This is a genomic window from Streptomyces sp. MCA2 (assembly GCF_023544705.1).
Taxonomy (GTDB): Bacteria; Actinomycetota; Actinomycetes; order Streptomycetales; family Streptomycetaceae; genus Streptomyces; species Streptomyces decoyicus.
In genome coordinates this window covers 1-26,621 of sequence record NZ_JAMJFM010000072.1, presented here as the reverse complement: position 1 = coordinate 26,621, position 26,621 = coordinate 1, and the positions used below count along the sequence as shown (strand labels likewise).

Here is a 26,621-nt window from a genome sequence, read left to right as displayed (position 1 = left end):
GGCCGACGCCTTCCCCCGGGGTCCCCCGCGGCGACGGCCATTGTGCAGCCCTCGCCCCCACGGCCCCGCCCGGCCCGCTTAGCATGGCCTGGACCCTCCGCGCACCCCCGCGCACCCCTTGACCAGGAGGAACCGTTGCCCGATCTCGATGCCTTCATCGCGGACCTGCCCAAGGCGGAACTGCACGTCCACCACGTCGGATCGGCCTCACCGCGCATCGTCGCCGAACTGGCGGCGCGGCACCCGGACTCCGCCGTTCCCTCCGACCCCGAAGCGCTCGTCGACTACTTCTCCTTCCGCGACTTCGCGCACTTCATCGAGGTCTACCTCTCCGTCGTGGACCTGATCCGCAACGCCGAGGACGTCCGGCTGCTGACGTACGAGGTCGCCCGGGACATGGCCCGGCAGAACATCCGCTACGCCGAGCTGACTCTCACGCCCTTCAGCTCGACCCGGCGCGGCATCCCCGACGCCGCGTACGTCGAGGCCATCGAGGACGCCCGCAAGGCGGCGGAGTCCGAACTGGGCGTGGTGCTGCGCTGGTGCTTCGACATCCCCGGTGAGGCGGGTCTGGAGGCCGCCGAGGAGACCGCCCGTATCGCGTGCGACCTCCAGCCCGAGGGCCTGGTCTCGTTCGGGCTCGGCGGCCCCGAGATCGGTGTCCCCCGCCCGCAGTTCAAGCCGTACTTCGACCGCGCCATCGCCGCCGGTCTGCACTCCGTGCCGCACGCCGGGGAGACCACGGGCCCCGGCACGATCTGGGACGCGCTCACCGAGCTCCGCGCCGAGCGCATCGGCCACGGCACCAGCGCCACCCAGGACCCGAAGCTGCTGGCCCATCTCGCCGAGCACCGCATCCCGCTGGAGGTCTGCCCCACCTCCAACATCGCCACCCGCGCGGTGCGCACCCTGGAGGAGCACCCCCTCAAGGAGATGGTCGACGCGGGCGTGCTGGTCACCATCAACAGCGACGACCCGCCGATGTTCGGCACGGACCTCAACACCGAATACGGCGTCGCCGCCCGGCTGTTGGGACTGGACGCCACGGGCCTGGCCGCCCTGGCCAAGAACGCCGTCGAGGCCTCCTTCATGGACGCGCCGGCCAAGGCCCGCCTGTCGGCCGAGATCGACGCGTACACGGCGTCATGGCACTGAGCATCACGCAGCACCGCATCACGCAGCACCAGGGAACCGATTACTCTCTGTAATCGTTGCCGGGATATAAGGAGGCGCCTCACGGCAGAGGACACCGCACGGCCGGCGCGGCCAGCATGCTCACAGCCCCACGATCGCGTTCCACTCCTTGGCGAATGCGGTCCGCTCCTTGGAGGTGATGTCGCGGGCGATGGCCAGCCGCTTGCGCATCGCGTCGTCGGGGAAGATCAGCGGATCCTCGGCGAGCGCGGCGCGCTCCTTGTCCTTGGAGGAGGCCAGCACCTCGCGCGCGGCCGGTACGGGACAGACGTAGTTGACCCAGGCGGCCAGCTCCGCGGCGACCTCAGGCCGGTAGTAGTAGTCGATCAGCCGCTCGGCGCTGCGCTTGTGCTCCGCGAGGTCGGGGATCAGCAGGCTCTCCGCCCAGAGTTCGGCGCCCTCCTGCGGCACCACGAACTCGATGTCCGGGTTGTCCGCCTGGAGCTGGATCACATCGCCCGAGTAGGCCTGCGCGGCGAGCACATCCCCGGAGTCCAGGTCCTTGATGTAGTCGTTGCCGGTGAACCGCCTGATGTGGCCCCGGCTCACCAGGCGGCGGATCCGGTCGGTCATCCGGTGGAAGTCGTCGGCCGTCCAGCGGGTGATGTCCACCCCGTCCCCCTGCATCAGCAGCGCGAACGATTCGTCGAGCCCGGAGAGCAGGGTGACCCGGCCGCGCAGATCGTCCTTCCACAGGTCGGAGGTGTGCTTGATCTCCCGGCCGAGCTTCTTGCGGTTGTAGGCGATGCCGGTGATCCCGGACTGCCAGGGCACGGAGTGCAGACGGCCCGGGTCGAAGTGCGGGGTGCGCAGCAGCGGGTCGAGGTTCTCGGCGACATGCGGCTGGGCCGCCCGGTCCATCTTCTGGACCCAGCCCAGCCGCACGAACCGCGCGCACATCCAGTCACTGATGACGATCAGGTCCCGGCCGGTGCTCTGGTGGTTCATCAGCGCCGGGCTGACCTTGCCGAAGAACTCGTCGTTGTCGTTGATCTCCTCGGTGTACGTGACGGAGATCCCGGTGCGCCGCTCGAAGGCGTCGAGGGTGGGCCGGCGCTGCTTGTGGTGGTCGTCGACGTCGATGTAGAGCGGCCAGTTCGCGAAGACGATCTTCCGGTCCCGCGCCGAACGGTCCGCACCCCCGCGGTCCGCCTCCTTGACGTACGCGGGCGGCACCCCGCAGCCGGTCATGGCGGCCAGCGCCCCCGTCACACCCATTCCGCCCATACCCCGGAGCAGCGCACGCCGCGAAAGATCAGCCATGGCGAGCACTCTCACGTGCCGCGGGCGGAGGCGGCAAGAGACAGAGCGTCAGTTGCCGGGCCTCCGCCCGCGACGGTGTGTCGAGCGTTCCGTGCCGCTCGACGGTGAAGATCCCCGGACCGGCCGGGCCGGCCGGTTCAGCCGTCCAGCGAGGTCATCACGTGCTTGATGCGGGTGTAGTCGTCGAAGCCGTAGGCCGAGAGGTCCTTGCCGTAGCCGGACTTCTTGAACCCGCCGTGCGGCATCTCGGCGACCAGCGGGATGTGGGTGTTGATCCACACACAGCCGAAGTCGAGGCTCTTGGACATCCGCATGGCGCGGGCGTGGTCCTTGGTCCACACCGAGGACGCCAGCGCGTACTCGACGCCGTTGGCCCACTCCAGCGCCTGCTTCTCCTCGGAGAAGGACTGGACGGTGATGACCGGGCCGAAGACCTCCTGCTGGACGATCTCGTCGTCCTGCTTGAGGCCCGAGACGACGGTCGGGGCGAAGAAGTAGCCCTTGTCGCCGACCTGTTCGCCGCCCGCCTCGATCTTGGCGTGCGCGGGCAGCCGCTCGATGAAGCCCTTGACCTGCTTGAGCTGGTTGGCGTTGTTCAGCGGCCCGTAGAGCACGTCCTCGTCGTCGACCGCGCCGGTCTTGGTCTCCGACGCGGCCTTGGCCAGCGCGGAGACGAACTCGTCGTGGATGGACTCGTGGACCAGGACGCGGGTGGCGGCCGTACAGTCCTGGCCGGCGTTGAAGTAGCCGGCGACCGAGATGTCCTCGACGGCCTTGGCGATGTCGGTGTCCTCGAAGACCACGACCGGCGCCTTGCCGCCCAGCTCCAGGTGGACCCGCTTGAGGTCCTTGGAAGCGGACTCGGCGACCTGCATACCGGCCCGCACGGAGCCGGTGATCGAGGCCATCGCGGGGACCTTGTGCTCGACCATCAGCCGGCCGGTCTCGCGGTCACCGCAGATGACGTTGAAGACGCCGCGGGAGTGGCCCAGTTCGTCCAGCACGCTGCCGATGATGTCGGCGATCAGCACCGTGGAGGCCGGGGTGGTGTCGGACGGCTTGATGACGACGGTGTTGCCCGCGGCCAGCGCCGGGGCGAACTTCCACACGGCCATCATCATCGGGTAGTTCCACGGGGCGACCTGGGCGCAGACGCCGACCGGCTCGCGGCGGATGATGGAGGTGAAGCCCTCCATGTACTCGCCGGCCGAGCGGCCCTCCAGCATCCGGGCGGCACCCGCGAAGAAGCGGATCTGGTCCACCATCGGCGGGATTTCCTCGGACCGTACGAGCGCGATCGGCTTGCCGCAGTTCTCGGACTCGGCGGCGATCAGCTCCTCCGCCCGCTCCTCGAAGCGGTCGGCGATCTTGAGCAGGACCTTCTGGCGCTCGGCCGGGATCAGGTCGCGCCAGGCGGGGAAGGCGGCCTCGGCGGCGGCCATGGCCGCGTCCACGTCGGCGGCGGCCGAGAGCGGGGCGGTGGCGTACGCCTCACCCGTGGCGGGGTTGACCACCTCCGTGGTCCGCCCGTCGGCGGCGTCCCGGAACTCCCCGTCGATGTAGTTGCGCAGACGACGCAGTGCGGTGGTCACTGTGCGCCCCCTTCAGTCAGAAGTCTGGTGGTTTGAACATCCACCCTAGCCATGGAACCCACGTTTTCAACACACCCGCCACCCAGGAACAACGGAATCAGTGAAATTTCGATCGCGACACGACTAATTTCATCGTCTGGGGGTTGCAAGACGGACGAGGCTCGTGCACAGTGAACGACGTGGCGGCCTCTCGAAACAGTCATGACAGAACCGGAACCCCGACGATCGACTCCGTCTCCCTGGCGATCATCGAGCAGCTCCAGGAGGACGGGCGCCGTCCGTACGCCGCGATCGGCAAGGCTGTCGGCCTGTCCGAGGCGGCGGTACGCCAGCGCGTACAGAAACTGCTCGACCAAGGCGTGATGCAGATCGTCGCGGTCACCGACCCCCTCACGGTCGGTTTCCGTCGGCAGGCAATGGTCGGCATCAACGTCGAAGGTGACCTCGACCCCGTGGCCGACGCCCTGACGACCATGGAAGAGGTCGAGTACGTCGTCATGACGGCAGGCTCCTTCGATCTCCTCATCGAGATCGTCTGCGAGGACGACGACCACCTTCTGGAAATGATCAACAAGCGGATCCGGACGCTTCCCGGCGTCCGGACCACCGAGAGCTTCGTGTACCTCAAGCTCCGGAAGCAGACCTACACCTGGGGAACGAGATAACGATGAGCGGCGACCTCTCCAAGACGGCCTACGACCACCTGTGGATGCACTTCACCCGCATGTCGTCGTACGAGAATGCCCCCGTGCCCACGATCGTGCGCGGCGAGGGCACCAACATCTACGACGACAAGGGCAAGCGCTACATCGACGGTCTCGCCGGCCTGTTCGTGGTCAACGCCGGCCACGGCCGGGTCGAGCTCGCCGAGACCGCCTACAAGCAGGCGCAGGAGCTGGCCTTCTTCCCGGTGTGGTCCTACGCCCACCCCAAGGCCGTGGAGCTCGCCGAGCGCCTGGCCCACCACGCCCCGGGCGACCTGAACAAGGTCTTCTTCACCACCGGTGGCGGCGAGGCCGTCGAGACCGCCTGGAAGCTGGCCAAGCAGTACTTCAAGCTCGTCGGCAAGCCGATGAAGCACAAGGTGATATCCCGCGCGGTGGCCTACCACGGCACCCCGCAGGGCGCCCTGTCCATCACCGGCCTGCCCGGCCTGAAGGCCCCCTTCGAGCCGCTGGTCCCCGGCGCGCACAAGGTGCCGAACACCAACATCTACCGCGCCCCGATCCACGGCGAGGACCCCGAGGCCTTCGGCCGCTGGGCCGCCGACCAGATCGAGCAGCAGATCCTCTTCGAGGGCCCCGAGACCGTTGCCGCGGTCTTCCTGGAGCCGGTGCAGAACGCCGGCGGCTGCTTCCCGCCGCCGCCCGGGTACTTCCAGCGGGTCCGCGAGATCTGCGACCAGTACGACGTGCTGCTCGTCTCCGACGAGGTCATCTGCGCCTTCGGCCGCCTCGGCACGATGTTCGGCTGTGACAAGTTCGGCTACGTCCCGGACATGATCACCTGCGCCAAGGGCATGACCTCGGGCTACTCCCCGATCGGCGCCTGCATCATCTCCGACCGCCTGGCCGAGCCGTTCTACAAGGGCGACAACACCTTCCTGCACGGCTACACCTTCGGCGGCCACCCGGTCTCCGCGGCCGTCGGCGTCGCCAACCTCGACATCTTCGAGCGCGAGGGCCTCAACAAGCACGTCCTCGACAACGAGGGCAACTTCCTGAGCACCCTCCAGAAGCTGCACGACCTGCCGATCGTCGGCGACGTCCGCGGCAACGGCTTCTTCTACGGCATCGAGCTCGTCAAGGACAAGGCCACCAAGGAGTCCTTCAACGACGAGGAGACCGAGCGCGTCCTGTACGGCTTCCTCTCCAAGGCGCTGTACGACAACGGTCTCTACTGCCGCGCCGACGACCGTGGCGACCCGGTCATCCAGCTCGCCCCGCCGCTGATCGCCGACCAGCCGGTCTTCGACGAGATCGAGCAGATCCTGCGCTCCGTCCTCACCGAGGCCTGGACCAAGCTCTGATCCCAGGGCCACCCCCCGGTACAGCCCTGCACAACTGAACACCCAACGGCCCGGATTCACTCACTTCAAGCCATACGAGTGAATCTGGGCCGTTGTGCTGCCAAGCGTCGAATACCGGGGGTCACCAGTCTTTACCGTGCTAGTGACCGATACCCTCCATGGTCGTTCACCCGGTCGGGGGAACGATTCGACGCCTACAACAAGAGGTGCGCAGATGGTGGCCCCGCCTGACAACGACGTTCTCTGGGCCCGCGGCCTGCACCACACGCACGGCGGCACCTCCGCCCTCGCCGGAGTCTCCGTCGGCGTCCGCGAAGGCGAGATCCTCGCCGTCACCGGCCCGCGCGGCAGTGGCAAGACCACCCTCCTGAAATGTCTCTCCGGTCAACTCGTCCCGTCCGAGGGCGAGATCTGGTTCAACAGCGCCCCCGTGCACACGCTGTCCTCCCCGAGCCGCGAACGGCTGCGTCTGGACCGGTTCGGCTGGATCGACACCGAACCGCACCTCGTCCCCGAGCTCACCGCCTGGGAGAACGCCGCCCTCCCCCTCCTGCTCCGCGGCACCGGCACCCGCTCCGCCAAGCACACCGCCGTGGAATGGCTGGACCGCCTCGATGTCGGCATGTGCGCCGGCCGCCGCCCCCGGCAGCTCGACCAGTCCCAGCGCCAGCGCGTCGCCATCGCCCGTGCGCTCGCCACCACCCCCCAGGTGCTGTTCGCCGACGAGCCGACCGCCCCGCTGCACCGCTCCGACGGCACGCAGGTGCTGCGCACCCTCACCACCGCGGCCCGCTCGCACCAGATCACCGTCGTCCTGGCGACCCATGACCCCGAGGTCGCCACGCTCGCCGACCGGTCCCTCGCGCTCCTCGACGGCCGCCCCTCGACCGCCGCGTCCGCCACCGCCGGGTCCTCCGATGAGGAAAGCAGGGCAGCGTGCTCGCTCTCCGTCTAGCCCGCGGCTCGCACCCCCTCGTCCTGCTGCGCCGCCTCGCCGTCGCCGTCGCGGCGGCCGGCACCGGCTTCCTGCTGCTCTCCACCGTCGGCCATGCCGCGGGTCACCCGTCCGCGGCCGACGAGTCACTGGTACGCCTGCTGTGGTGCACGGCCCCGCTCGCCGCCACCGCCCAGTTCGCGGTGTCCACGGCCCGTACGGATCCCGCCGCCCGTCTCCAGCGCGGGATGACCGCCGCCGGCCTGGGCCCGCTCCGTCTCACCCTGCTCGCCACCGTCTCCACGACGCTGACCTGCCTGCTCGGCGTCTTCCTCGCCCTGCTGGTCTTCCTCCGGCTCCGCGGCGACCTCGGCGGCCCGTCCGCTGCCGGATTCGACGCCGATCTGCTCGGGGCCGGCCATCCGGTGCCGCTCGTCGGCGCCCTCATGCTGCTGGCGATCGTGCCGCTGACCGCCGCGGCCGCGACCGCCGTCGCGCTGCGCCCCCGCCACGAGGCAGGCGCCGCCGAGACCGGGACCGAGGCCCGCCCCAGGATCGCCCCGCCCTCCGGCCTCCCGTGGGGCATCGCCCTGGCAGCGGCCGGCCTGGCGATCGAGGCGTACACCAGCCGCGGCACCGGCGGCCACGGCGGACTGCTGCCGCTCCCCGGCCGGCTGATCGGCAGCCCGCCCGGTGTGCTGGCCGGCTGGGCGCTGTCGGCCTTCGGCCTCGTGCTGGCCGGACCCGGTCTGGTGCATCTGTGCGGCCGGCTCCTCTGCGCCGGCCGGCCCGGCGCGCTGCGTCTGCTGTCCGGGCGGGTGCTCCAGGAGGAGTCATACCGCCTCGGCCGCCCGCTGGGGGTCCTGTGTGCGGTCGCCTCCGCCGCGTACGCCGCCATGAAGGTGTACGAGGCCTCGCCCGCCCGTCCGTTCGGTCCGCTCACCGCGGTCGGCGCGGCGGTCGTCCTGGCCTGTGTCACCGCCAGCGCGCTCACCGCCGCAGTGGAATCCCGCTCGGCCCGCGCCCACACCACGGCCGCCCTCCGCCGCCTGGGCGCCTCCGCCTCCGTCCTGCACCGCGCCGCGGCCCTGCGCGCCCTGGCCCTGGTGATCGTCCTGGCTCCGCTGACCTGGACCGTCGCGGAGATGGCCACGCTTCCGCTGGTGCACTGAGCTGAGCGGGCGGGGGCCGGGGCCCCGGCGGGGCGCACGGCTCCCCACGCCCCGGCCCCTGTGCGCCCGGGTCCCGGAGCGCACGCGGGAGCCGCCGGACGCACGGCGCCGGGACGGGCACCTCGGCCCCGAGGCCGGGACACCGCGGTCCTAACATGTCGGACGTGCAGTCGAATTCTGAGCCCTCAGCGTCCCGCCGCCCCCGCGCCCACGACGACAACCGCGACTACGAGATCGAATCCCTGGCGGAGTTCGACCGGGTCATCGCCTCGGGCGGCCTCGCCGGACACCGCGTCCAGTCGGTCGATCTGACGGACCGTACGTTCGCGCTGCTCGGCGCGGACACCACGGACTCCGTGTTCCTCGGCTGCGCCATGGAACCGGACGCCGCCGCCAAGGTACGAGCCGGGGGCGCCCTGGTCTTCCCGCCCGTACCGGGCCTGCCGTTCGATCCCTACCGGGGCGGCCTCTACAGCCCGGACGAACTCTTCGAGGGGCTGGCCGACGCCGGCTACGAGGCCACCCCGGACGCCCGCTCGTACCACTGGTTCGAACAGACCAAAGCGGACGGCGACATCTTCGCCTCGATGCTGCGGGGCATCCACGACGACGCCGTATCCGATGCCCTGGACGAGCACCTCGCCGGCGCCCGGGTGGTGGGCATCATGGGCGGCCATGCCCTGGAGCGCGGCTCCGCGGCGTACGCGGGCGCGGCCCGGCTCGGCCGCCGGCTGACCCGCAACGGGCTGACCGTCGCGACCGGCGGCGGCCCCGGCGCGATGGAGGCGGCGAACCTCGGGGCGTACGCCGCGCCCTTCGAGGACGGCATGCTCGACTCGGCGCTGGAAGTCCTCGCCAAATCGCCGCACTTCACGCCCTCGATCACGGAGTGGGCACGGGCCGCCTTCGACATCCGGCGGAGCCGGCCCGGCGGCGGCATCTCGGTCGGCATCCCCACGTGGTTCTACGGACATGAGCCGCCGAACGCCTTCGCGTCCCACATAGCGAAGTACTTCGTCAACGCGGTGCGCGAGGACGGCCTGCTGGCACGCTCCAACGCCGGCGTGGTCTTCCTCCCGGGCGCGGCCGGGACCGTACAGGAGATCTTCGACAACGCGACCCCGAACTACTACCAGTCGCGGGGCGGGCCGACCCCGATGGTGCTGGTGGACCGCGTGCACTGGACCGAGAAGCTCCCCGCCTGGCCGCTGCTCCGGGCGCTGGCGGCGGAGCGCCCGATGGCGGCCCGGATCGCGCTGGTCGACTCGGTGGACGAAGCCCCCGAGGCGCTGGCCCGCCTCGCGGAGGGGGCGCCTTCCTGACCGGGCGGCGGCATGCCCCTCGTCCAAGGCCCCGCTACCGCCCGAGCCTTGAGGACAATCCCGCAGCCGCAGATCAGGGCCGGTCTCCGTGCGCCACCCTGCATGCAGGGGCAGGTCCGTGCCGGAGGCTCACCCCATGCTGCGCACCGTGTCACGCAGGCGGCGGGCTTCGTCGATCCGCTTCTCGTAGGTGGCCCCGAGCAGCAGCAGGAGCAGGCCGGCAGCGGCCAGTGGCACCCAGCGGGGGACGAGGCCGAGCACCTGGACCACGGTCGGGGCGAGTTCGTGCACCCCGACCAGCACGAGTACGCCGCTGCCGACGACCAGCGGTGCCTGGAGGCGGGTGCGTACGCCGACCACGGTGACGAGCAGGGCCGCCGTGCCCAGGAGCAGCGGGCGCACCCAGTTCCCGTCGTTGAACGCGGCGCTGAGGCTGGGGAGCATGGTCGCGCTCAGCCCCGCCCCGTAGGCGGGCCAGGAGCCCGTCTCGGGGTTGCCCGTACGGCGGCGGTGGCCGATGACCAGCGCGGCTGCCGTGACCGGGAGCGTGTACGCCTCGGGGAAGGTGACGCCCGCCAGGGAGAGGCGCACCCAGGAGGAGGCGATGAGCAGGGCGGTTCCGGCGAGGGCGGCGCGGCGGCGGTCCGGGCGCAGCGCGAGGGCCAGGCCCGCGACCCCGGACACGGCGAGGGCGACGCTCAGCGCGTCGGGATGAGGGGCCGTCAGGGCGAGGGCGGTCGCGGCAAGGACATACCCGGCGCCCTCCACGGCCGTGGAGACCTGCTCACGCCCCGGGATCCGGTGCCACGCCGCTGCGGCGCAGGCGGCAAGGACCGCGACCGCGAGCACCGCGAACGCGGCGAGGTGCCCGGGCAGTCCGGCGGTGAGTCCGGACGCGAACGCCTCGACGCCCAGGGCGAGGACGGCGAACGCCCCCGCGACACGCGCCGTCGTGCGCTCGGCGGGCGAGGCGGTCGGCGCCGCGAGGACGTGGGCGAGTACCGCGGCCGACGCGGCGAAGGTCCCGCACACCGCGAGCACGGCGGCCCGGTCGGCCGACGACCACAGCAGGGCGAGCGCGCCGCTCGCGGCCAGCGCCGACAGCCGCGGTACGAGTGCGGCCCCCGGCCGGCGCACGACGTCCACCGCTACGGCGACGGTCACCACAGCGGCGGCCGCAAGCACCCAGGCGTACGGCAGTCCCACCGCGACCGGCATCAGGAGCAGCGCGGGGACGGCGGCCAGTGCCGCGGCGTTGCGCAGCGCGTTCGCCGCTCGGTCCAGGTGCCCGTCGCCGACGGCACGGGCGCGCAGTACGGCCAGGGCGGCCAGGACGGAGGCGACCAGCCAGAGCACGAACAGCGGCGCGGTCGCGAGCTGCCAGCTCCACCGCGGCGGTTGACCGTCGAGCCAGAGCGTGATGCCGGGGACGACGGGCCGGGTGAGGGCGTACACGAGTTCCGGCAGCACCAGCACACCGGTCAGCAGCAGCATGACCGAGGCGGCGGCCAGCTCTCCCGCCGCGGCCGCGGCTTCGGGCAGCGGTGCGAGCGGGCCGCCCTCCGCAGGCTTCGCCCACCGGCCGCTGCGCACAGAGGACACCGCCGCCCACACCATGATGAGCGCGGCCGGTGCCGCGTATCCGGCCACGTCCCAGCCCGAGGGCACGACCCACCGCAGGCCGGCTCCGATCGCCACGGTCAACGCCACGACGGCCACGCCTTCGGCACCGCAGCGCAGCGCGAACGGCAATGTGCGGAAGCCGCGGCACAGCGCCGTCCCCAGAAGCACCAGCAGCCCCAACGGCACCCAGGCCCGCATCACTTCGGCCGGTGCCGAGGCGCTCGTCGCGTGCGCCGCCGCGAGCGCCCCGCCCGGCAGCGCCCATCCGCCGCCGATCACCCGGGCCCCCGTGACCAGGGCGGTGGCGGCTCCTTCGCCGCCCAGCCGGTCGCGGAGCCCGGCAGGGCCGGTGGCGGTGTGTGCGGCGAGCGCGTACAGGGCCGCGAAGTCCATCGCGGCCGTGGCGATCATCGCGGTCGCGTAGTCCTCGGCCGTTCCGCCCGAGGCCGTGGTGCCCAGGAGGCCCGGCAGTTGCGCCGTCAGGAATGCCACGGGCAGCGGGATCCGTAGCCGCTGCCACCAGCCGTAGGCCCCCGCCCCCACTGCCGTCAGCGTGGTGACCACCGCCCAGTAGCCCGCCGGCCCGACGAGGTCCAGGCCGCCGAGTCCGGCCTCCCGTGCGGCGTAGGCGTCCAGGAGCACCAGGGCGAGTCCCACCGCGGCCGAAGCCTCGGCGGTGGCCGTGAGCTGCCGCCGCCGCAGCGGACGGGGCAGTGCGAGCGCGCACGCGGTCAGCGCGAGCAGGATGGCGGCCCGCCCGCCGATGCCCAGCCGTCCCCAGCTCACCACGGTGAACACCAACGCGGCCACGACCACCAGCACTCCGCCGACGATCAGCAGCGCGGTCCGGGCGGACGGCGCGGAGATCTCCCGCACCGAAGCACCCGCCTCGCCCACGGGAACGCCCATGGGAGCGCCCGCCCGCGTCCCCGCAGGTGCGTCCCGGCGTACCCGCAGCGCGGCCAGCAAGTCGTGCTGCCGCTGCGCCAGCCACTGCCTGCGTGCGTCCAGCGCGTGCAGCTCTCCTGTGACCTGCCACAACGCCAGGGCGTCCGGCCCGGTCAGGGGCAGCCGGCAACGGGTGCACCAAGCGGGCGGAGGTGACCCCAGAGGCATTCCGCAGTCCGGGCAACCCGGCGATTCCGTGTGCATGGCGCGAGTATGCGTAGTCTGGTCGGCCGCGGCATGAGTACCCGTACTCATGCCGCCCTGAGGCCCGAGGCCGGTCCCGGTCGTCGGCTCCGGGAGGGAGGCTCGCTCTTCCGCCGCGTCCTCCTCCAGGCCCCCACCGCCTCGGTGCGCCGACCACTCGGTGTACTGCCCACCCGAGGCAACTCCCGTCCTGAAATGCGCGTCTGCCAGGCCGGGCAACGAACAGTAAGACAGACAGCGGGCGAACGGAGCTCTTGGTGATCATCGGCCTTCTGACGGCGGTAGCGGCGTCGGCCTGCTACGGCACGGGTTCGGTCCTACAGGCGGTGGGTTCACGCAAGTCCGCCCGCCGGGAAGCGGCCGAGGCGTCGACCACCGGTGTCACCCAGCACGGCGGCCCCAGCCTGTCCTCCACCGCGAAAGCCGCCGTGACCTGGGAGTTCATGGTCGGCACGGTGCTGGACTTCATAGGGTTCGGGCTCGGCGCGCTGGCCGCCAGGCTGCTGCCGCTGTTCCTTTCCCAGACCGTGATCAGCGCCAACCTCGTGATCACTGCCGTACTGAGCATCAAGCTCCTCGGGATCCGGCTCAACCGGGCGGAGTGGACCTCCATCGGCGTGGTGTGCGGGGCGTTGGTGCTGCTGGCCACGGCCGCCGGTCCGGAAGGCAGCGGCCACACACCGATCGCCGCACACTGGTGGCTGCTCGCCGCCTCGGTCGTACTCATCGGCGGCGGCACCCTGCTCGTGCGTCTGCTCGGCGGACGGGCCGCGATCCTCGCGGGCCTGCTCTCCGGTCTGGGCTTCGGCGCGCTCGGTATCGGCGTACGGGTACTGAACGGGGTGGCCCCCTTCCATCTGCCGTCCCTGCTCGGCGACCCCGCCCTGTACGCGATTCTGGTGGCCGGTATCGGGGGCATGTATCTGCACACCGTCGCCCTCCAGATCGGCTCGGTGAACGGTGCCACGGCGGCGCTGGTGGTGGGCGAGACGGTGGTCCCCGGCATGCTCGGGGTGCTGTGGCTGGGCGACTCCTCCCGTCCGGGCTTCGGCTGGGTCGCCGCCCTCGGGTTCGTGGTGGCCGTGGCCGGTGCCGTCGCGGTCGCCTGGTACGGCGAACCGGAGCCGGAGGCGGAGCCCGGCTCGCCGGCCGCCGGTGAGCGGCAGACGGAGGTCGCGGCCCGCTGAGGGCGTCAGCCCGCAGCGCCCGAGGCGTCCAGCACCACCACGTCCTGCGCCGCGAAGGCGATGCCCACCCGCGCCCCCACCTCCGGCGCGTCCCGCAGCGCGCAGGCCGCCTCCACCTGCGGTCCGCCGGCCGGCCGGAGCAGCAGCGCGACATGGGTACCGCGGAAGGTACGGGCGGCGACCGTGCAGGGCAGGCCCTCCGGGGCGGCCGTCAGCCGTACCCCGGCCGGCCGGACGAGCAGGCGGCACGGCCCGTCCGCCGTACCGTCCGGGACCGGCACCTTGCCCCAGGGGGTGACGGCGGCCTCGCCCTGCACCGTCGCCTCGACCACGTTGTCGAAGCCGAGGAAACGGGCGACGAATTCCGTGGCGGGCCGCTGCCAGACCTCCAGCGGGGTGCCGGTCTGCGCGATCCGGCCCTCCTGCATCACCACGACCCGGTCGGCGAGCGCGAAGGCCTCCCCCTGGTCGTGGGTGACCGCGAGGACGGTGGTGCCCAATTCGCGGAAGAGGCGGCGGAGTTCGACGACCAGCCGTTCGCGCAGCCCGCGGTCGAGCTGGCCGAGGGGCTCGTCCAGCATCAGCAGGCGGGGGCGGGGGGCCAGCGCGCGGGCCAGCGCGACCCGCTGCTGTTCGCCGCCGGACAGGGAGGCCACGGCGCGCCGCTGGGCGCCCGGCAGCCCGACGAGGTCCAGCAGTTCGGCGACCGTACGCTCCCGGTCGCCGCGGGCGGAGCGCCGCATCCGCAGCCCGAAGGCGACGTTCCCCTCGACATCGCGCTGCGGGAAGAGCTGGTGGTCCTGGAACATCATGCCGACGCCGCGGCGGTGGGTGGGCACCCCGGCCTGCTCCCGCCCCTCCAGCAACACCTGCCCCGCGTCGGCCTGTTGGAGTCCGGCGACGACTCTCAGCAGAGTGGACTTGCCGCTGCCGCTCGGCCCCAGGACGCAGACGATTTCGTGCGCCGCGACGTCCAGATCCACCGCGTCCAGCGCGGGACGTCCCGCCGTGCCGAAGCGGACGGTCACCCCGCCCAGCCGTAGCAGCTCCTGCGCCGTGGTCCCGGCCCGTGCCGTCATCTAGAACTCCCCGGATTGGTCGACGGGGCGCAGGCGCTCCAGTACCAGCAAGGCGCCGGCGCACACCACCATCAAGACGGTCGACAGGGCCATCGCCTGCCCGTAGTTGAGCTCTCCCGCACGTCCCAGCAGCCGCGCCACGGCGACCGGCAGCGTCGGCTGGTCCGGCCGTGCGATGAAGACCGTCGCGCCGAACTCGCCGAGCGAGACGGCGAAGGCGAAGCCCGCGGCGATCAGCAGGGCCCGCCGCACCATCGGCAGGTCGACCTCGCGCCACACCCGCCACGGCGAGGCGCCGAGCACGGCGGCCGCCTCCCGCAGCCGTCCGTCGATCGCCCGCAGGACCGGCAGCATCGTCCGGACCACGAACGGCACCCCCACCAGTGCCTGGGCGAGCGGCACCAGCCACCACGAGGCACGCAGATCGAGCGGGGGTGCGTCGAGGCTGATCAGAAACCCGAAGCCGACGGTCACCGCGGAGACTCCGAGGGGCAGCATCAGCAGCGCGTCGAAGCCGCGGACGAACCGGCCGGCCAGCGGCGTCCGCCCGGACGGGCCCCCGCGGAGCCGGGGCAGGGTCAGCGCGGCGGCCGCCAGCCCGCCCACCACCAGCGCGATCGCGGTGGCCGCGGCCGCGTAGGCGAGGGAGTTCCACAGGGCGTCGAGGGGCGCGACGGTGAAGGTGCTGTCGGCGGAGGCGGCGGACCGCAGCGAGGTGTAGAACACCGTTCCGTAGCCGTCCGGCCCGGCGAACGACCGCTCCACGAGCACGGCCAGCGGCGCGATCAGCAGGACGGTGATGACGGCGAGGGTCCCCCACAGCAGCGTCCACTGGCCGCGGCCGCGCGGCCGGTGAGCGGTCTGCGACGGCGCCACGAGCCGCAGCGCGGACTCCCGCCGCCGCACCGTCCAGGCGTGCAGCGCCAGCACGCCCAGCACTGCCGCGAACTGGATCAGGGTGAGGACGGCGGCCGTCGGCAGATCCAGGAAGTCCGCGGTCTGCCGGTAGATCTCCACCTCCAGCGTCGAGAAGGCGGGCCCGCCCAGAATCTGCACCACCCCGAAGGAGGTGAAGGTGAAGAGGAAGACCATCAGCGCGGCGGCCGCGACGGCGGGCCCCAGGGCCGGCAGGGTCACCCGCCGCCAGGCCTCGAACCGGCCGGCTCCCAGCACCCGCGCCGCCTCTTCCTGGCGCGGGTCGAGCTGCCCCCAGAGCCCGCCGACGGTCCGTACGACCACGGCGTAGTTGAAGAAGACGTGCGCCAGCAGAATCGCCCACACCGAGGTGTCCAGGCGCAGGCCCCACAGCTCGTCCAGCAGCCCGCCACGCCCGACCAGTGCCAGGAAGGCCGAGCCGACGACGACGGTCGGCAGCACGAACGGCACGGCCACCACGGCCCGCAGCAGCTGTTTGCCGGGGAAGTCGAAGCGCGCGAAGACATAGGCGCCGGGCAGTGCGACCAGCAGCGTCAGCGCCGTGGACGCGGCCGCCTGCCAGACGGTGAACCACAGCACTTGAACGACATCCGGGTCGCCGAGCACCGCCCCGATCCGGGCGAGCTGCCACTGCCCGCCGTCCTTCAGCCCCCGCCCGACGATCGCCACGACCGGATAGGCGAAGAACAGCGCGAAGAAGGCGAGCGGCAGCGCCATCAGGCCGAGCCGCACCGCCGTTCCCCGCGCGGGCCGCCGGCTGCGGGTTACTTCAGAACGAGCGAGGACCACTGCTTGATCCACTGTTCGCGGTTCTTGGTGATCGTCTCCGGAGGCAGCGTCGTCGGCTCGTCGATCGTGGCGCCGTACTTGGTGAACAGCTCCGGCACCTTGGCGTCCTTGCGCGCCGGGTTGACGAACATCTTCAGCGGTACGTCCTCCTGGAACTCCTTGCTCACCAGGAAGTCCAGCAGCGCCTTGCCGCCCTTCGCGTTCTTCGCGCCCTTGAGCAGACCGCCGAACTCGATCTGGCGGAAGCAGGTGCCCGTGGCGACACCGGTGGGTGCCTCCTTGGGCGCGGGCTTCTTGCCGAGCACCTCGACCGGCGGGCTGGAGGCGTAGGAGACCACCAGCGGCTTGTCGCCCTTGCCCTTGCCGGCCGCGGAGCCCGAGAACCGCTCGTAGTAGGCCTGCTCCCAGCCGTCGACGACCTCGACGCCGTTGGCCTTGAGCTTCTTCCAGTAGTCCTGCCAGCCGTCCGGCCCGTACTTGGCGATGGTGCCGAGCTGGAAGGCGAGCCCCGGGGAGGAGGTGGCGGAGTTCTCCGTGACCAGCAGCCCCTTGTACCGGGGTTCGAGCAGATCGTCGAAGGTCTTCGGCGGCGCGGTCTTGTGCCGGGCGAAGTAGCCGCGGTCGTAGTTGACGCAGATGTCGCCGTAGTCGAGCGGGGTGACGCGGTGCTCGCCCTTGTCGAGCTGTAGCCCGGCCGGCACGTTCGCCAGCCCCTTGGCCTCGTACGGGCTGAAGACGCCCTCGTTCAGAGCGCGCGAGAGCAGCGTGTTGTCGATGCCGAAGAACACATCGCCCTGGGGGTTGCCCTTGGACAGGATCGCCTGGTTGACGGCCTTGCCGGCGTCCCCGCCCTTGAGGATCTTGACCTTGTAGCCGCTCTCCTTCTCGAAGGCGGCCAGGACCGACTTGGACACGTTGAACGAGTCATGGCTGACGAGCGTGACGGTCTTGGCGTCCGCCCCGCCGCCCGGCGTACCGCAGGCGGCGAGCGCGGCTATCCCGACCGCGGCGGCGACCGCCGAGACGGTGATCCTGCTGGTGATGCTCACTGGCTTCCTCCTGGCTGGCCAGGAAGAGACGCGGCCCCGCCCGGTGTCCGCGGCTCTCGACGTCGGAGGACGTACGGAGGCGAATCCGGGCGGGGCGCAACAGCATGAGTGACGACCGAACTTCCTACCCGGAATGACCCGGGCGAGGTTCAAGGGTCTGCGGGCACCGTAGGACTACGACGCTTCCGCACTCTCAGCGCTGTGGCGCTCCCCTGTCGGAATGTGCATTTGTTCGATCACACGGTACCAGCGGGCGGTCAGCGCTCCGAGGCTGCGAGCTGTCCGCAGGCGCCGTCGATCTCCTGGCCGCGGGTGTCACGAACGGTCACCGGAACCCCGTGCGCCTCGATGGCCTGGACGAACGCCTTCTCGTCCTCGGGGCGCGAGGCGGTCCACTTCGAGCCGGGCGTCGGATTCAGCGGAATCAGGTTCACATGGACCCGCTTGCCCTTCAGCAGCCGGCCCAGCAGGTCACCGCGCCACGCCTGGTCGTTGATGTCGCGGATCAGCGCGTACTCGATCGAAATCCGCCGCCCGGACTTCTCCGCGTACTCCCACGCCGCGTCCAGCACCTCACGCACCTTCCAGCGCGTGTTGACGGGCACCAGGGTGTCGCGCAGCTCGTCGTCGGGCGCATGCAGCGACACCGCCAGCCGGCACTTGAACCCTTCGTCGGCGAACCGCAGCATCGCCGGGACCAGTCCGACCGTCGAGACGGTGATGCCGCGCTGGGACAGCCCCAGCCCATCGGGCTCCGGGTCGGTCAGCCGACGGATCGCCCCGACCACCCGCTTGTAGTTGGCGAGCGGCTCGCCCATCCCCATGAAGACGATGTTGGACAGCCGCGCGGGCCCGCCCGGCACCTCGCCGTCGCGCAGCGCCCGCATCCCGTCGACGATCTGGTGCACGATCTCGGCGGTCGACAGGTTCCGGTCCAGTCCCGCCTGCCCCGTCGCGCAGAACGGGCAGTTCATTCCGCATCCGGCCTGCGAGGAGATGCACATGGTGACCCGGTCGGGGTAGCGCATCAGCACGGATTCGACGAGCGTGCCGTCGTGCAGCTTCCACAGGGTCTTGCGCGTGGTGTCGTCGTCACACGAGATGTGCCGCATGACCTTCATCAGATCCGGCAGCAGCTCGCTCGCCAGCTTCTCGCGCGCCGCCGCGGGGATGTCGGTCCACTGCGCCGGGTCGTGCGCATAACGGGCGAAGTAGTGCTGCGACAGCTGCTTGGCGCGAAACGGCTTCTCCCCGATCGCGGCCACCGCTTCGCGACGCTCGACGGGGCTGAGATCGGCAAGGTGCCGCGGGGGCTTCTTGGCCCCGCGCGGCGCGACGAAAGTGAGTTCTCCGGGTGCAGGCATGGTCCGTCCAGTGTGGCAGATCGTTTACGGGGGCCCAGGTCCGAGTGGCGAGGGGCCCGTCACCCACTGCGGCCTTCTCCCCTTCGCGGTCCGCCTCGTACGGCCCACGGACGGCCGGACTACCAGCATGACCTCGTCAACTCGCACCCAGCTGGTGGTGCGTCCGCAGCCTCGCGGGACCCATGGGAACGGGGTGAGAAGTGACCGCCGACGGAGATCTCAGCTTGGTTGCGTTAGCAGGCGTGTTAGGGACAGCCCGCTCACCAGGCGCATACTGCTGCTAATGACAAAGCCTGCCGTAGCCCGGCGCCACCTGCCGTCCAGCCCCTTCAAGCCCCCGGTCACGCGCCCTCCCAAGCAGTTCGCGATGGGCGACCGGGTCACACACGATGAGCACGGCCTCGGCCGGGTCATCGGCATCGAGGATGAGGTCGCGGTACTTGTCGACTTCGGTTCGGTGCAGGCACGGATCATGAGTCCGTTCAGCAAATTGGCCAAGCTCTGAGAACCCCGCGCCGTTCGGCGCCGCCGCCTGCCCAGCCACGACGGCGGGGCCCCTAGCCGAGCCCGCACGCTGCGCCAAGTCACATCCCGGCAGCAGCCGCTCCCCCACGCCCCTCTCCGGAGCGTCCGGCCCCTTCAGGCTGCCGCCTCCCTGACAACGAAGGAACGGCGCCCCACCACCGCCGGCCCTTCTCACCCGTCGACCTCGCCCGGCCCCGTCGCCCCCCTCCCGCCGCTGGCCCTTCAACCGCGCCACGGCGATGACCGCCGACGGGCACGCCCGTGTCACGTGAGCCACTCAGGGACGCCGCGCCTTCCACGCCCGCGTCGCTCGTTCCGGACATCAAGGAACGCATGCGATCTTCGGAGAGGGGGACAGCCGAACGGGACTGCTGTGCGTCGGCCCGAAGGGCGACAGGCCACGCCGGAACACCTTCCATGACACGTGGACGTCGGCTCTCAAGGGGGCCGGGGCCAAGGGAGTCCCTTTCCACGATCTGCGGCACACAGGCCACAGCCTGGCCGCGACCGGCGGAGCCACCACCCCCGAGACGCGCGAAGAGGGGCCTGCCCCATCGTGCGGCAGACCCCTCACGGGCATCGGAAGGCCCGTCATACGCACCGTAGCGGCCGGCGGGACAAAGCCCGCCTCCCTGCTCCCGGCTACGAAAACCCTGTGCTCAGCCGGCTCCCACAAAGATCACGAACAGCAGCCAGACGACCGGGGCGGTCGGCAGCAGGGAGTCGAGGCGGTCCATGATGCCGCCGTGACCGGGGAGCAGCGTCCCCATGTCCTTGATGCCGAGATCGCGCTTGATCATGGACTCGCCGAGATCGCCGAGGGTGGCGCTGGCGGCGACCGCGAGGCCGACCAGCAGGCCCTGCCACCAGGCACCGTCCGTGATCAGGAACTGCATGCACAGCGCGCCGGCCACCATCGCGAAGAGCACCGCGCCGACGAGTCCCTCGCGGGTCTTGCCGGGGCTGATGCGCGGTGCGAGCTTGTGCTTGCCGAACCGCCAGCCGACCGCGTACGCACCGGTGTCGCTGACGACGGTCAGCAGCAGGAAGGTCAGTACCCGCTGCGGCCCGTCGGGCTCGGCCGCGAGCATCAGCGCCACGAACGTCGCGAGGAAGGGCACGTAGAACGCCGCGAAGACCCCGGCGGTGACATCGCGCAGATAGTTCTCCGGCGCCTCGGTCATCCGCCAGACCAGGACGGCCAGCGCGGTCAGCGCCATCGCCACCCAGGCACCCTCGGCACCGCGGACGTAGCCGGCGACCACCATGGCGGTGCCACCGACCGCGAGCGGCACCAGCGGCACCTTGATGTCCTTGCGCTCCGCCAGCCGCGAGGTCAGCTCCCACAGGCCCACGACAACGGCGATCGCTATCACGCCGATGAAGACAGGCTTGTAGACGAAGAGCGACGCAACGATGATCGCGCCGAGGCCGATGCCGACCCCTATCGCGGCGCGCAGGTTGCGGCCCGCGCTCTTCTTCTTCGGCTTCTCTGAGTCCGGCGAGCTGTCGGACCCGGAAAGAGAGGTGGGCATGGGCTCCTGCGGCTTTTCATCGCGGAACAGGGGGCCGCTCAGTCGAGCAGCCCCCCGGTCGTCCAGGTGGTCCCGGTTATCCCGGATGTCCCGATGTTCCCGGCCGTCGTCCTGGTGTCCGCCTGGCCCGGGCACGAAGGGCATGGGCCGAGTCTGCGCCGCGTCGCCCCAGTCGTGCACGGGACCCGCCGGGGCGGGGGGCGCCGCCCCGCGAAGCGAGGAGGCCGGTCCGTGGTCGGGCGGCCCCCATTGACCGGCGCCGGGCGGGGCGGCCCCCCAGGAAGACTCGTTCATCAGACCTCGAGGAGCTCGGATTCCTTGTGCTTGAGCAGCTCGTCCACCTGCGCGACGTACTTCGCGGTGGTGTCGTCGAGCTCCTTCTCGGCGCGACGCACCTCGTCCTCGCCGGTTTCCTTGTCCTTGACGAGCTTGTCGAGGGTCTCCTTGGCCTTGCGGCGCACGCTGCGGATCGAGATCTTCGCGTCCTCGCCCTTGTTCTTCGCGACCTTGATGAACTCCTTGCGGCGCTCCTCGGTCAGCTCGGGGAACGTCACCCGGATGATATTGCCGTCGTTGCTCGGGTTGACGCCGAGGTCGGAGTCGCGGATGGCCTGCTCGATGTTGCGCAGCGCGCTCTTGTCGAACGGGGTCACCACGGCCATCCGCGGTTCGGGAACCGAGAACGACGCCAGCTGGTTGATCGGCGTCATCGCACCGTAGTAGTCCGCCACGATCTTGTTGAACATCGCCGGGTGCGCACGCCCGGTGCGGATCGCGGCGAAGTCCTCCTTGGCGACCACGACGGCCTTCTCCATCTTCTCCTCGGCCTCGAGGAGGATCTCTTCGATCACCACTTGCTCCTGGTCTTTTCGGTAAGAAGCAGAGCCTCGCCCCTGCCGCGCGTCTTCTCCTGCACGGTGTCCGACCGGCAGGCCGTTGTCCATCCCCGTACCGGGGTCTTCCCCGGTACGGGGGCTGCCGCCCGTACAGGCCGATGCCCGGACGGAATCACGGCAGTTGAGGCCGTCAGGCCCGGGTGCCCTGATCGCTGACGAGCGTGCCGATCTTCTCACCCTTCACCGCGCGCGCGATGTTGCCCTCCGCGAGCAGTTCGAACACGAGGATCGGGAGCTTGTTGTCCCGGCACAGCGTGATGGCGGTGGCGTCGGCGATCTTCAGGTCCCGGGTGATGACCTCGCCGTATTCGAGGGCGTCGAACTTCACCGCGTCCGGGTTCTTCTTGGGGTCGGAGTCGTAGACCCCGTCCACCCCGTTCTTGCCCATCAGCATGGCCTCGGCGTCGATCTCCAGGGCGCGCTGGGCGGCGGTGGTGTCGGTGGAGAAGTAGGGCATGCCCATGCCGGCGCCGAAGATGACGACCCGGCCCTTCTCCAGATGGCGCACCGCACGCAGCGGAATGTACGGCTCCGCGACCTGTCCCATGGTGATCGCCGTCTGGACGCGGGAGTCGATGCCCTCCTTCTCCAGGAAGTCCTGGAGTGCCAGACAGTTCATGACCGTGCCGAGCATGCCCATGTAGTCGGAACGCGCCCGGTCCATGCCGCGCTGCTGGAGTTCGGCGCCGCGGAAGAAGTTTCCGCCGCCGATCACGATGGCGATCTCGTAGCCCTCGCGCACCACGGCGGCGATCTCGCGGGCCATCGCGTGCACGACATCGGGGTCGACGCCCAGTCCGCCGCCGCCGGCGAACGCTTCGCCCGACAGCTTCAGCAGGAAGCGCCGCCTGCCGCCGTGGCCGGGATGGTCTGTGTGCGCGCCGTCGGCACCGTGAATCATTGAGCTCTCCTCGTGCACATACGAAGAAGGCCATTGCCGTGGGTCTGGTTCAGATCCCTGTGCGGCAATGGCCTCCTCGTCACATCTGCGGCCGGCCGTTGAGCGGCCGACTGCGTACGACCCTAGCGGGGTCGCAGGTCATTCGCTGCCTTCGCGACAGGCTCAGATGCCGACCTTGATGCGCGCGAAGCGCTTCAGGGTGACACCGGCCTCCTGGAGGACCTTCTCGACGGACTTCTTGTTGTCGAGCGCGTACGGCTGGCCGAGCAGCGTCGCGTCCTTGAAGAAGCCGTTGAGACGACCCTCGACGATCTTCGGCAGGGCAGCCTCGGGCTTGCCCTCCGCACGCGTGGTCTCCTCGGCGACGCGGCGCTCGGCCTCGACGACCTCGGCCGGCACGTCGTCCTTGGAGAGGTACTTCGGGGCGAAGGCCGCGATGTGCTGCGCGACGCCCTTGGCGACCTCGGCGTTCTCCTTGTCGAGCTCGACAAGGACACCGATCTGCGGCGGCAGGTCGGGCATGGTGCGGTGCATGTAGACCGACACGAAGCCGTCGGAGAACTGCGCGAAGCGGTCCAGGACGATCTTCTCGCCGAGCGTGGCGTTGGCCTCGTCGACGAACGCCTGGACGGTCTTGCCGGCCGCGATCTCGGAGGCGAGCAGAGCCTCGATGTCGGCCGGAGAGGTCTTCGCGATGTGCGCGGCGATCTCGCCTGCGACGGCCTGGAACTTCTCGCCCTTGGCGACGAAGTCCGTCTCGCACTTCAGCTCGACAATGACACCGGAGGTGTTGTCGTCGGCGACCAGGGAGACCACGGCGCCGTTCTCGGCGGAGCGGCCCTCGCGCTTGGCGACGCCCTTCTGGCCCTTGATACGCAGCGCCTCGACGGCCTTGTCGACGTCGCCCTCGGCCTCGTCCAGGGCCTTCTTGCAGTCCATCATGCCGGCGCCGGTGAGCTCGCGGAGCTTCTTGACGTCAGCGGCGGTGTAGTTCGCCATGGTCTGTGAATCTCTTCTCGAAATCTCGAAGTCGAAAGATCTACGGGTGGACGGCGGGGGCGGCGCTTGTGGCGCCCTCCCCCGCCGTCATCAGCCGGATGCTGCGGGTCAGGCCTGCTCGGCGTCCGCGGCCGGCTTCTCGGCCTCGGCCTCGGCGGCGGGAGCCTCGGCGGCCGGGGCGGCCTCCTCAGCGGGCTTCTCCTCGGCCTTGGGGGCCTCGTCGTCAGCCTTCTTCTCGCCCTCGAGCAGGTCGCGCTCCCACTCGGCCAGGGGCTCGGCGGCAGCGGCCTTCTCGCCGGGCTTCTGGTCGCCGGTGGCGGCACCGGAGCGGGCGATGAGGCCCTCGGCGACGGCGTCGGCGATCACGCGGGTGAGCAGGGTGACGGAGCGGATCGCGTCGTCGTTGCCCGGGATCTTGTAGTCGACCTCGTCCGGGTCGCAGTTGGTGTCGAGGATCGCGACGACCGGGATGTTGAGCTTGCGCGCCTCACCGACGGCAATGTGCTCCTTCTTGGTGTCCACGATCCAGACGGCGCTGGGCACCTTCTGCATCTCGCGGATACCGCCGAGGGTCTTCTCCAGCTTGGCCTTCTCGCGGGAGAGAACCAGGAGCTCCTTCTTGGTGAGGCCGGACGCGGCCACATCCTCGAAGTCGATCTGCTCGAGCTCCTTCAGGCGCTGAAGGCGCTTGTAGACGGTCGAGAAGTTGGTCAGCATGCCGCCGAGCCAGCGCTGGTTCACGTAGGGCATGCCCACGCGGGTCGCCTGCTCGGCAATGGCCTCCTGGGCCTGCTTCTTCGTGCCGACGAACATGACCGAGCCGCCGTGGGCGACGGTCTCCTTGACGAACTCGTAGGCGCGGTCGATGTACGACAGCGACTGGAGCAGGTCGATGATGTAGATGCCGTTGCGCTCGGTGAAGATGAAGCGCTTCATCTTCGGGTTCCAGCGACGGGTCTGGTGCCCGAAGTGGACGCCGCTCTCCAGCAGCTCCCGCATCGTGACGACGGCCATGGCCGTACTCCTTGTTGTACTCGGTTCCACTGCGGCCGGTCGGCCGCGGTGCCTGACGCCCCGACGCGCCTGCCGGGGAAGACACCTTGCGGAGTCGTCCGAGGACCGAGGAGCGCGGCCGTCGTGCTGCCCGAAAGGGACTGGTGCACTGACGGCGGGGCGTGCGAAGTCGACCCGGTGACCCGGATCGCCATCAGAAGTGTACGGGACTGCCGACGCACCGGGCGACACACACCATTTCGAGCCCCCGGCGGGTGACACCGTTGTCCACAACCGCCTCCCCATCCACAGCTTCCGACCAAGATCCCCCCGCCGCGACGGCCTGCGTCACCGTCGGGACATGCGACTCCACACCCAGCAGAACGCGCGACGGGCCCCCCGACGAAGCACTCGACAATCTCCCGGCTCGGGCAGGACCGTCCGCGCCGTCGGCGGCCTCCACCTGGGCTTACGCGCGGGCTTCATCTGGGGCTCCCCGGGTCCGGCCGGTGCTGCGGGCGGCGGTGGGACGTCCCCGGCCGCCCACCGCCGCCCGCGGTACCGGCCGGATCTCCTTCCCTGCCCTCCCCCGCGCCCTCCCATGGCTCCCCCTCCCTCGGCTCCCCCTCCCTTGACTCCGTCTCCCTTGACTCCGCCTCCTTCGGCTTTCCCTCCGGTTCGGCCTCCCCGGTCACGCTTCCGTCCACGTTTCCGGCCACCGGCGCCCTCGCCACCGGCACCGCGCGGCGAGCCGACCGGACAAGGGCCGAGCTGCTTCTTCCCGGCCCGCGCGGCCTGTGCGCGGCTGGCCCCGGCCGTAGCCGCGGTACTCACCCTTCTGTCCCCCGCACCCGCGAGCGCTGCCGACGCGCTGCCCTTTGCCACGAGGGCTGAGCGCGGGGTGGAGCGGGTGGCGGATCGGCTGGCGGGGGTGGGACGTGGCGAGGGGGCGGGGGCGGTGGCGGGACGCCCTGAGGAGATGACGGCAGGTGCCGCAGAGATGACACGTGACGAGGCGGTGACGCGGCCCAGAGCGGTGGCACGCGCCAGCGCGTTGATGCGTCCCGAAGCGGAGACGCGTCCCAGGACCCTGACACGTCCCAGAGCGGTGACACGCCCCTGGGGTGCGGCACATGCCGAATCACGGGGTGCCCGCCCACCGAGTACCGACGCGCCGGGTACCGACCCACCGGGTGAGGACAGAGCCTGGCCGGTGGGGGGAGCCACGAGCGTCGGGCCCACGGTGGTACGCGGCTGGGAGCCGCCTCCTTCGCCGTGGGCGGCCGGGCACCGCGGCGTGGACCTGGCCGCGCCCGCCGGCGCGGTGGTGCGGGCGGCGGCGCCTGGCCGGGTTGCCTACGCCGGGACCGTCGCGGGCCGTGGCGTCCTGACGATCGAGGTGTCCCACTCGGGCCATCCGCCCTTACGCACCACCTACCAACCCGTTCGCCCCACGGCCCGGAAGGGCCAGCGCGTCACGGCAGGCCAACCGGTCGCCGTTCTGCAACGCGGCCCGTTCCACTGCCGGGCGCCATGCCTCCACTGGGGCCTGCGCCGCGGCAAGAGCTACCTGGACCCGCTGTCGCTGCTGCCCCGCAGCATGCTCCGCGGCGGCCCGTCACGACTGCTGCCGGTGTTCGGGGTTCCCGTACCGGCGGGCGGCCGCACGGTGGCCCCGTGGCATCCGGGACCAGCAGAACCACCGGGCTCAGCCGTACCGACAGAACCAACAGCTCAGGAGCGAAGGACAACGCCGACAGGACCTGCCCTCATAGCAGCAGCCGGACTCGCGGCCGCAGCGGTCTGGGCACTCGGCCGGCTCCATCGGGCTCGTGCGATGGGGAGCGAGGAGGGCACCACAAAGCGGAGGGATGCGAAGTGGCGCGGCCGCAGACGGGCGGTGGGTGATCGCTAGCCAGCCGTGATCGACGGGAGTTGAGGCAGGCAGGCCGGTCGCGCCCCCACAAGATGTCGGCCAAACGCCGAGGCAGCCCTATCCACAGCAAAGCGCGCCACAACACCCGCCACAAAGCCATGGCCGCCTCGGGCTGCGGGCTGCGGGCTGCGGGCTGCGGGCTGCGGGCTGC

At 71.0% G+C, this 26,621-nt stretch carries 21 protein-coding genes and 1 riboswitch; of the genes, 9 read left to right on the top strand and 12 right to left on the bottom strand.

What is annotated here, in order from left to right:
• Window positions 1–39 precede the first annotated feature (39 nt).
• A complete protein-coding gene (locus tag M8I34_RS37390) occupies window positions 40–1,155 on the top strand; it encodes an adenosine deaminase (protein ID WP_374211040.1) in 1,116 nt (371 codons plus the stop codon).
• 120 nt (window positions 1,156–1,275) lie between these two features.
• Here M8I34_RS37390 and M8I34_RS37385 read toward each other — a convergent pair whose 3' ends face one another.
• Window positions 1,276–2,457 carry a PotD/PotF family extracellular solute-binding protein gene (locus tag M8I34_RS37385; RefSeq protein ID WP_250057377.1) on the bottom strand — a complete coding sequence of 394 codons (1,182 nt, stop codon included), beginning with the start codon at window positions 2,455–2,457 and terminating at the stop codon, window positions 1,276–1,278.
• A gap of 137 nt (window positions 2,458–2,594) precedes the next feature.
• Complete coding sequence (locus M8I34_RS37380) at window positions 2,595–4,049, bottom strand: gamma-aminobutyraldehyde dehydrogenase (RefSeq protein WP_250057375.1); 1,455 nt, start codon at window positions 4,047–4,049, stop codon at window positions 2,595–2,597.
• A gap of 170 nt (window positions 4,050–4,219) precedes the next feature.
• Here M8I34_RS37380 and M8I34_RS37375 point away from each other — a divergent pair, with 170 nt between their 5' ends.
• The 5 genes from M8I34_RS37375 to M8I34_RS37355 all read left to right on the top strand — a co-directional run bounded on the left by M8I34_RS37375 (window position 4,220) and on the right by M8I34_RS37355 (window position 9,506).
• Window positions 4,220–4,714, top strand: a complete 495-nt coding sequence (locus tag M8I34_RS37375; RefSeq protein ID WP_030087463.1) for an Lrp/AsnC family transcriptional regulator — start codon at window positions 4,220–4,222, stop codon at window positions 4,712–4,714.
• Window positions 4,715–4,716: 2 nt separating this feature from the next.
• Window positions 4,717–6,078: an aspartate aminotransferase family protein gene (locus M8I34_RS37370; protein WP_250057373.1), complete on the top strand. Its 1,362-nt coding sequence runs from the start codon at window positions 4,717–4,719 to the stop codon at window positions 6,076–6,078.
• Between the two features lie 214 nt (window positions 6,079–6,292).
• Window positions 6,293–7,033 (top strand): ABC transporter ATP-binding protein, encoded by a 741-nt coding sequence (locus tag M8I34_RS37365; protein WP_244418488.1) that lies wholly within the window; start codon window positions 6,293–6,295, stop codon window positions 7,031–7,033.
• Window positions 7,015–8,184, top strand: coding sequence for a hypothetical protein (locus M8I34_RS37360; protein ID WP_250057371.1), 1,170 nt, complete (start codon window positions 7,015–7,017; stop codon window positions 8,182–8,184). The genes M8I34_RS37365 and M8I34_RS37360 overlap by 19 nt, the downstream gene beginning before the upstream one ends.
• 164 nt (window positions 8,185–8,348) lie before the next feature.
• Window positions 8,349–9,506 (top strand): Rossmann fold nucleotide-binding protein, encoded by a 1,158-nt coding sequence (locus M8I34_RS37355; protein ID WP_250057369.1) that lies wholly within the window; start codon window positions 8,349–8,351, stop codon window positions 9,504–9,506.
• 129 nt (window positions 9,507–9,635) lie between these two features.
• Here the strand turns inward: M8I34_RS37355 and M8I34_RS37350 are convergent, their stop codons facing one another.
• Window positions 9,636–12,170 (bottom strand): SCO7613 C-terminal domain-containing membrane protein, encoded by a 2,535-nt coding sequence (locus tag M8I34_RS37350; RefSeq protein ID WP_250057367.1) that lies wholly within the window; start codon window positions 12,168–12,170, stop codon window positions 9,636–9,638.
• A 368-nt stretch (window positions 12,171–12,538) separates the two neighbouring features.
• Here M8I34_RS37350 and M8I34_RS37345 point away from each other — a divergent pair, with 368 nt between their 5' ends.
• Window positions 12,539–13,468: a hypothetical protein gene (locus M8I34_RS37345; protein ID WP_250057365.1), complete on the top strand. Its 930-nt coding sequence runs from the start codon at window positions 12,539–12,541 to the stop codon at window positions 13,466–13,468.
• 5 nt (window positions 13,469–13,473) lie between these two features.
• Here the strand turns inward: M8I34_RS37345 and M8I34_RS37340 are convergent, their stop codons facing one another.
• From M8I34_RS37340 to rlmN, 4 genes are all read right to left on the bottom strand, one after another.
• On the bottom strand, window positions 13,474–14,547 hold the full coding sequence (locus M8I34_RS37340; protein WP_250057363.1) for an ABC transporter ATP-binding protein: 1,074 nt from the start codon (window positions 14,545–14,547) through the stop codon (window positions 13,474–13,476).
• On the bottom strand, window positions 14,548–16,215 hold the full coding sequence (locus tag M8I34_RS37335; RefSeq protein WP_374211039.1) for an ABC transporter permease: 1,668 nt from the start codon (window positions 16,213–16,215) through the stop codon (window positions 14,548–14,550). It lies immediately after the preceding gene.
• Window positions 16,216–16,247: 32 nt separating this feature from the next.
• Window positions 16,248–17,321, bottom strand: coding sequence for a thiamine ABC transporter substrate-binding protein (locus M8I34_RS37330; protein WP_250057361.1), 1,074 nt, complete (start codon window positions 17,319–17,321; stop codon window positions 16,248–16,250).
• Window positions 17,322–17,424: 103 nt separating this feature from the next.
• Window positions 17,425–17,545, bottom strand: a riboswitch (TPP riboswitch).
• 33 nt (window positions 17,546–17,578) lie between these two features.
• Complete coding sequence (gene rlmN, locus M8I34_RS37325) at window positions 17,579–18,685, bottom strand: 23S rRNA (adenine(2503)-C(2))-methyltransferase RlmN (RefSeq protein WP_030087483.1); 1,107 nt, start codon at window positions 18,683–18,685, stop codon at window positions 17,579–17,581.
• A 283-nt stretch (window positions 18,686–18,968) separates the two neighbouring features.
• On the opposite strand from rlmN, the gene M8I34_RS37320 reads away from it, so the two are divergent.
• The gene (locus M8I34_RS37320) at window positions 18,969–19,190 is read left to right on the top strand and encodes a CarD family transcriptional regulator (protein ID WP_250057359.1); all 222 of its coding nucleotides are present in this window, start codon (window positions 18,969–18,971) and stop codon (window positions 19,188–19,190) included.
• A 679-nt stretch (window positions 19,191–19,869) separates the two neighbouring features.
• On the opposite strand, the gene M8I34_RS37315 is transcribed toward M8I34_RS37320, so the two are convergent.
• The 5 genes from M8I34_RS37315 to rpsB all read right to left on the bottom strand — a co-directional run bounded on the left by M8I34_RS37315 (window position 19,870) and on the right by rpsB (window position 24,555).
• Window positions 19,870–21,039 carry a phosphatidate cytidylyltransferase gene (locus M8I34_RS37315; RefSeq protein ID WP_244418496.1) on the bottom strand — a complete coding sequence of 390 codons (1,170 nt, stop codon included), beginning with the start codon at window positions 21,037–21,039 and terminating at the stop codon, window positions 19,870–19,872.
• Complete coding sequence (frr, locus tag M8I34_RS37310; protein WP_030087489.1) at window positions 21,039–21,596, bottom strand: ribosome recycling factor; 558 nt, start codon at window positions 21,594–21,596, stop codon at window positions 21,039–21,041. The genes M8I34_RS37315 and frr overlap by 1 nt, the downstream gene beginning before the upstream one ends.
• A 175-nt stretch (window positions 21,597–21,771) precedes the next feature.
• Entirely contained in the window at window positions 21,772–22,542 is a 771-nt protein-coding gene (gene pyrH / locus M8I34_RS37305; RefSeq protein WP_030087491.1) for a UMP kinase, read from the bottom strand.
• A 162-nt stretch (window positions 22,543–22,704) separates the two neighbouring features.
• On the bottom strand, window positions 22,705–23,541 hold the full coding sequence (tsf, locus tag M8I34_RS37300) for a translation elongation factor Ts (RefSeq protein WP_250057357.1): 837 nt from the start codon (window positions 23,539–23,541) through the stop codon (window positions 22,705–22,707).
• A 108-nt stretch (window positions 23,542–23,649) separates the two neighbouring features.
• Window positions 23,650–24,555, bottom strand: a complete 906-nt coding sequence (gene rpsB / locus M8I34_RS37295; protein ID WP_244418498.1) for a 30S ribosomal protein S2 — start codon at window positions 24,553–24,555, stop codon at window positions 23,650–23,652.
• A gap of 340 nt (window positions 24,556–24,895) precedes the next feature.
• On the opposite strand from rpsB, the gene M8I34_RS42060 reads away from it, so the two are divergent.
• Entirely contained in the window at window positions 24,896–26,449 is a 1,554-nt protein-coding gene (locus M8I34_RS42060) for a murein hydrolase activator EnvC (RefSeq protein WP_374211038.1), read from the top strand.
• The last annotated feature ends 172 nt before the right edge of the window (window positions 26,450–26,621 follow it).

Bases quoted from the DNA above. Each gene is read 5' to 3' on its own strand.
- M8I34_RS37385 (WP_250057377.1), bottom strand. From the start codon at position 2,457: ATGGCTGATCTTTCGCGGCGTGCGCTGCTCCGGGGTATGGGCGGAATG.
- rlmN (WP_030087483.1), bottom strand. From the start codon at position 18,685: ATGCCTGCACCCGGAGAACTCACTTTCGTCGCGCCGCGCGGGGCCAAG.
- M8I34_RS42060 (WP_374211038.1), top strand. From the start codon at position 24,896: ATGCGACTCCACACCCAGCAGAACGCGCGACGGGCCCCCCGACGAAGC.
- rpsB (WP_244418498.1), bottom strand. From the start codon at position 24,555: ATGGCCGTCGTCACGATGCGGGAGCTGCTGGAGAGCGGCGTCCACTTC.
- pyrH (WP_030087491.1), bottom strand. From the start codon at position 22,542: ATGATTCACGGTGCCGACGGCGCGCACACAGACCATCCCGGCCACGGC.
- M8I34_RS37365 (WP_244418488.1), top strand. From the start codon at position 6,293: ATGGTGGCCCCGCCTGACAACGACGTTCTCTGGGCCCGCGGCCTGCAC.
- M8I34_RS37320 (WP_250057359.1), top strand. From the start codon at position 18,969: ATGACAAAGCCTGCCGTAGCCCGGCGCCACCTGCCGTCCAGCCCCTTC.
- M8I34_RS37340 (WP_250057363.1), bottom strand. From the start codon at position 14,547: ATGACGGCACGGGCCGGGACCACGGCGCAGGAGCTGCTACGGCTGGGC.
- M8I34_RS37370 (WP_250057373.1), top strand. From the start codon at position 4,717: ATGAGCGGCGACCTCTCCAAGACGGCCTACGACCACCTGTGGATGCAC.
- M8I34_RS37315 (WP_244418496.1), bottom strand. From the start codon at position 21,039: ATGAACGAGTCTTCCTGGGGGGCCGCCCCGCCCGGCGCCGGTCAATGG.
- tsf (WP_250057357.1), bottom strand. From the start codon at position 23,541: ATGGCGAACTACACCGCCGCTGACGTCAAGAAGCTCCGCGAGCTCACC.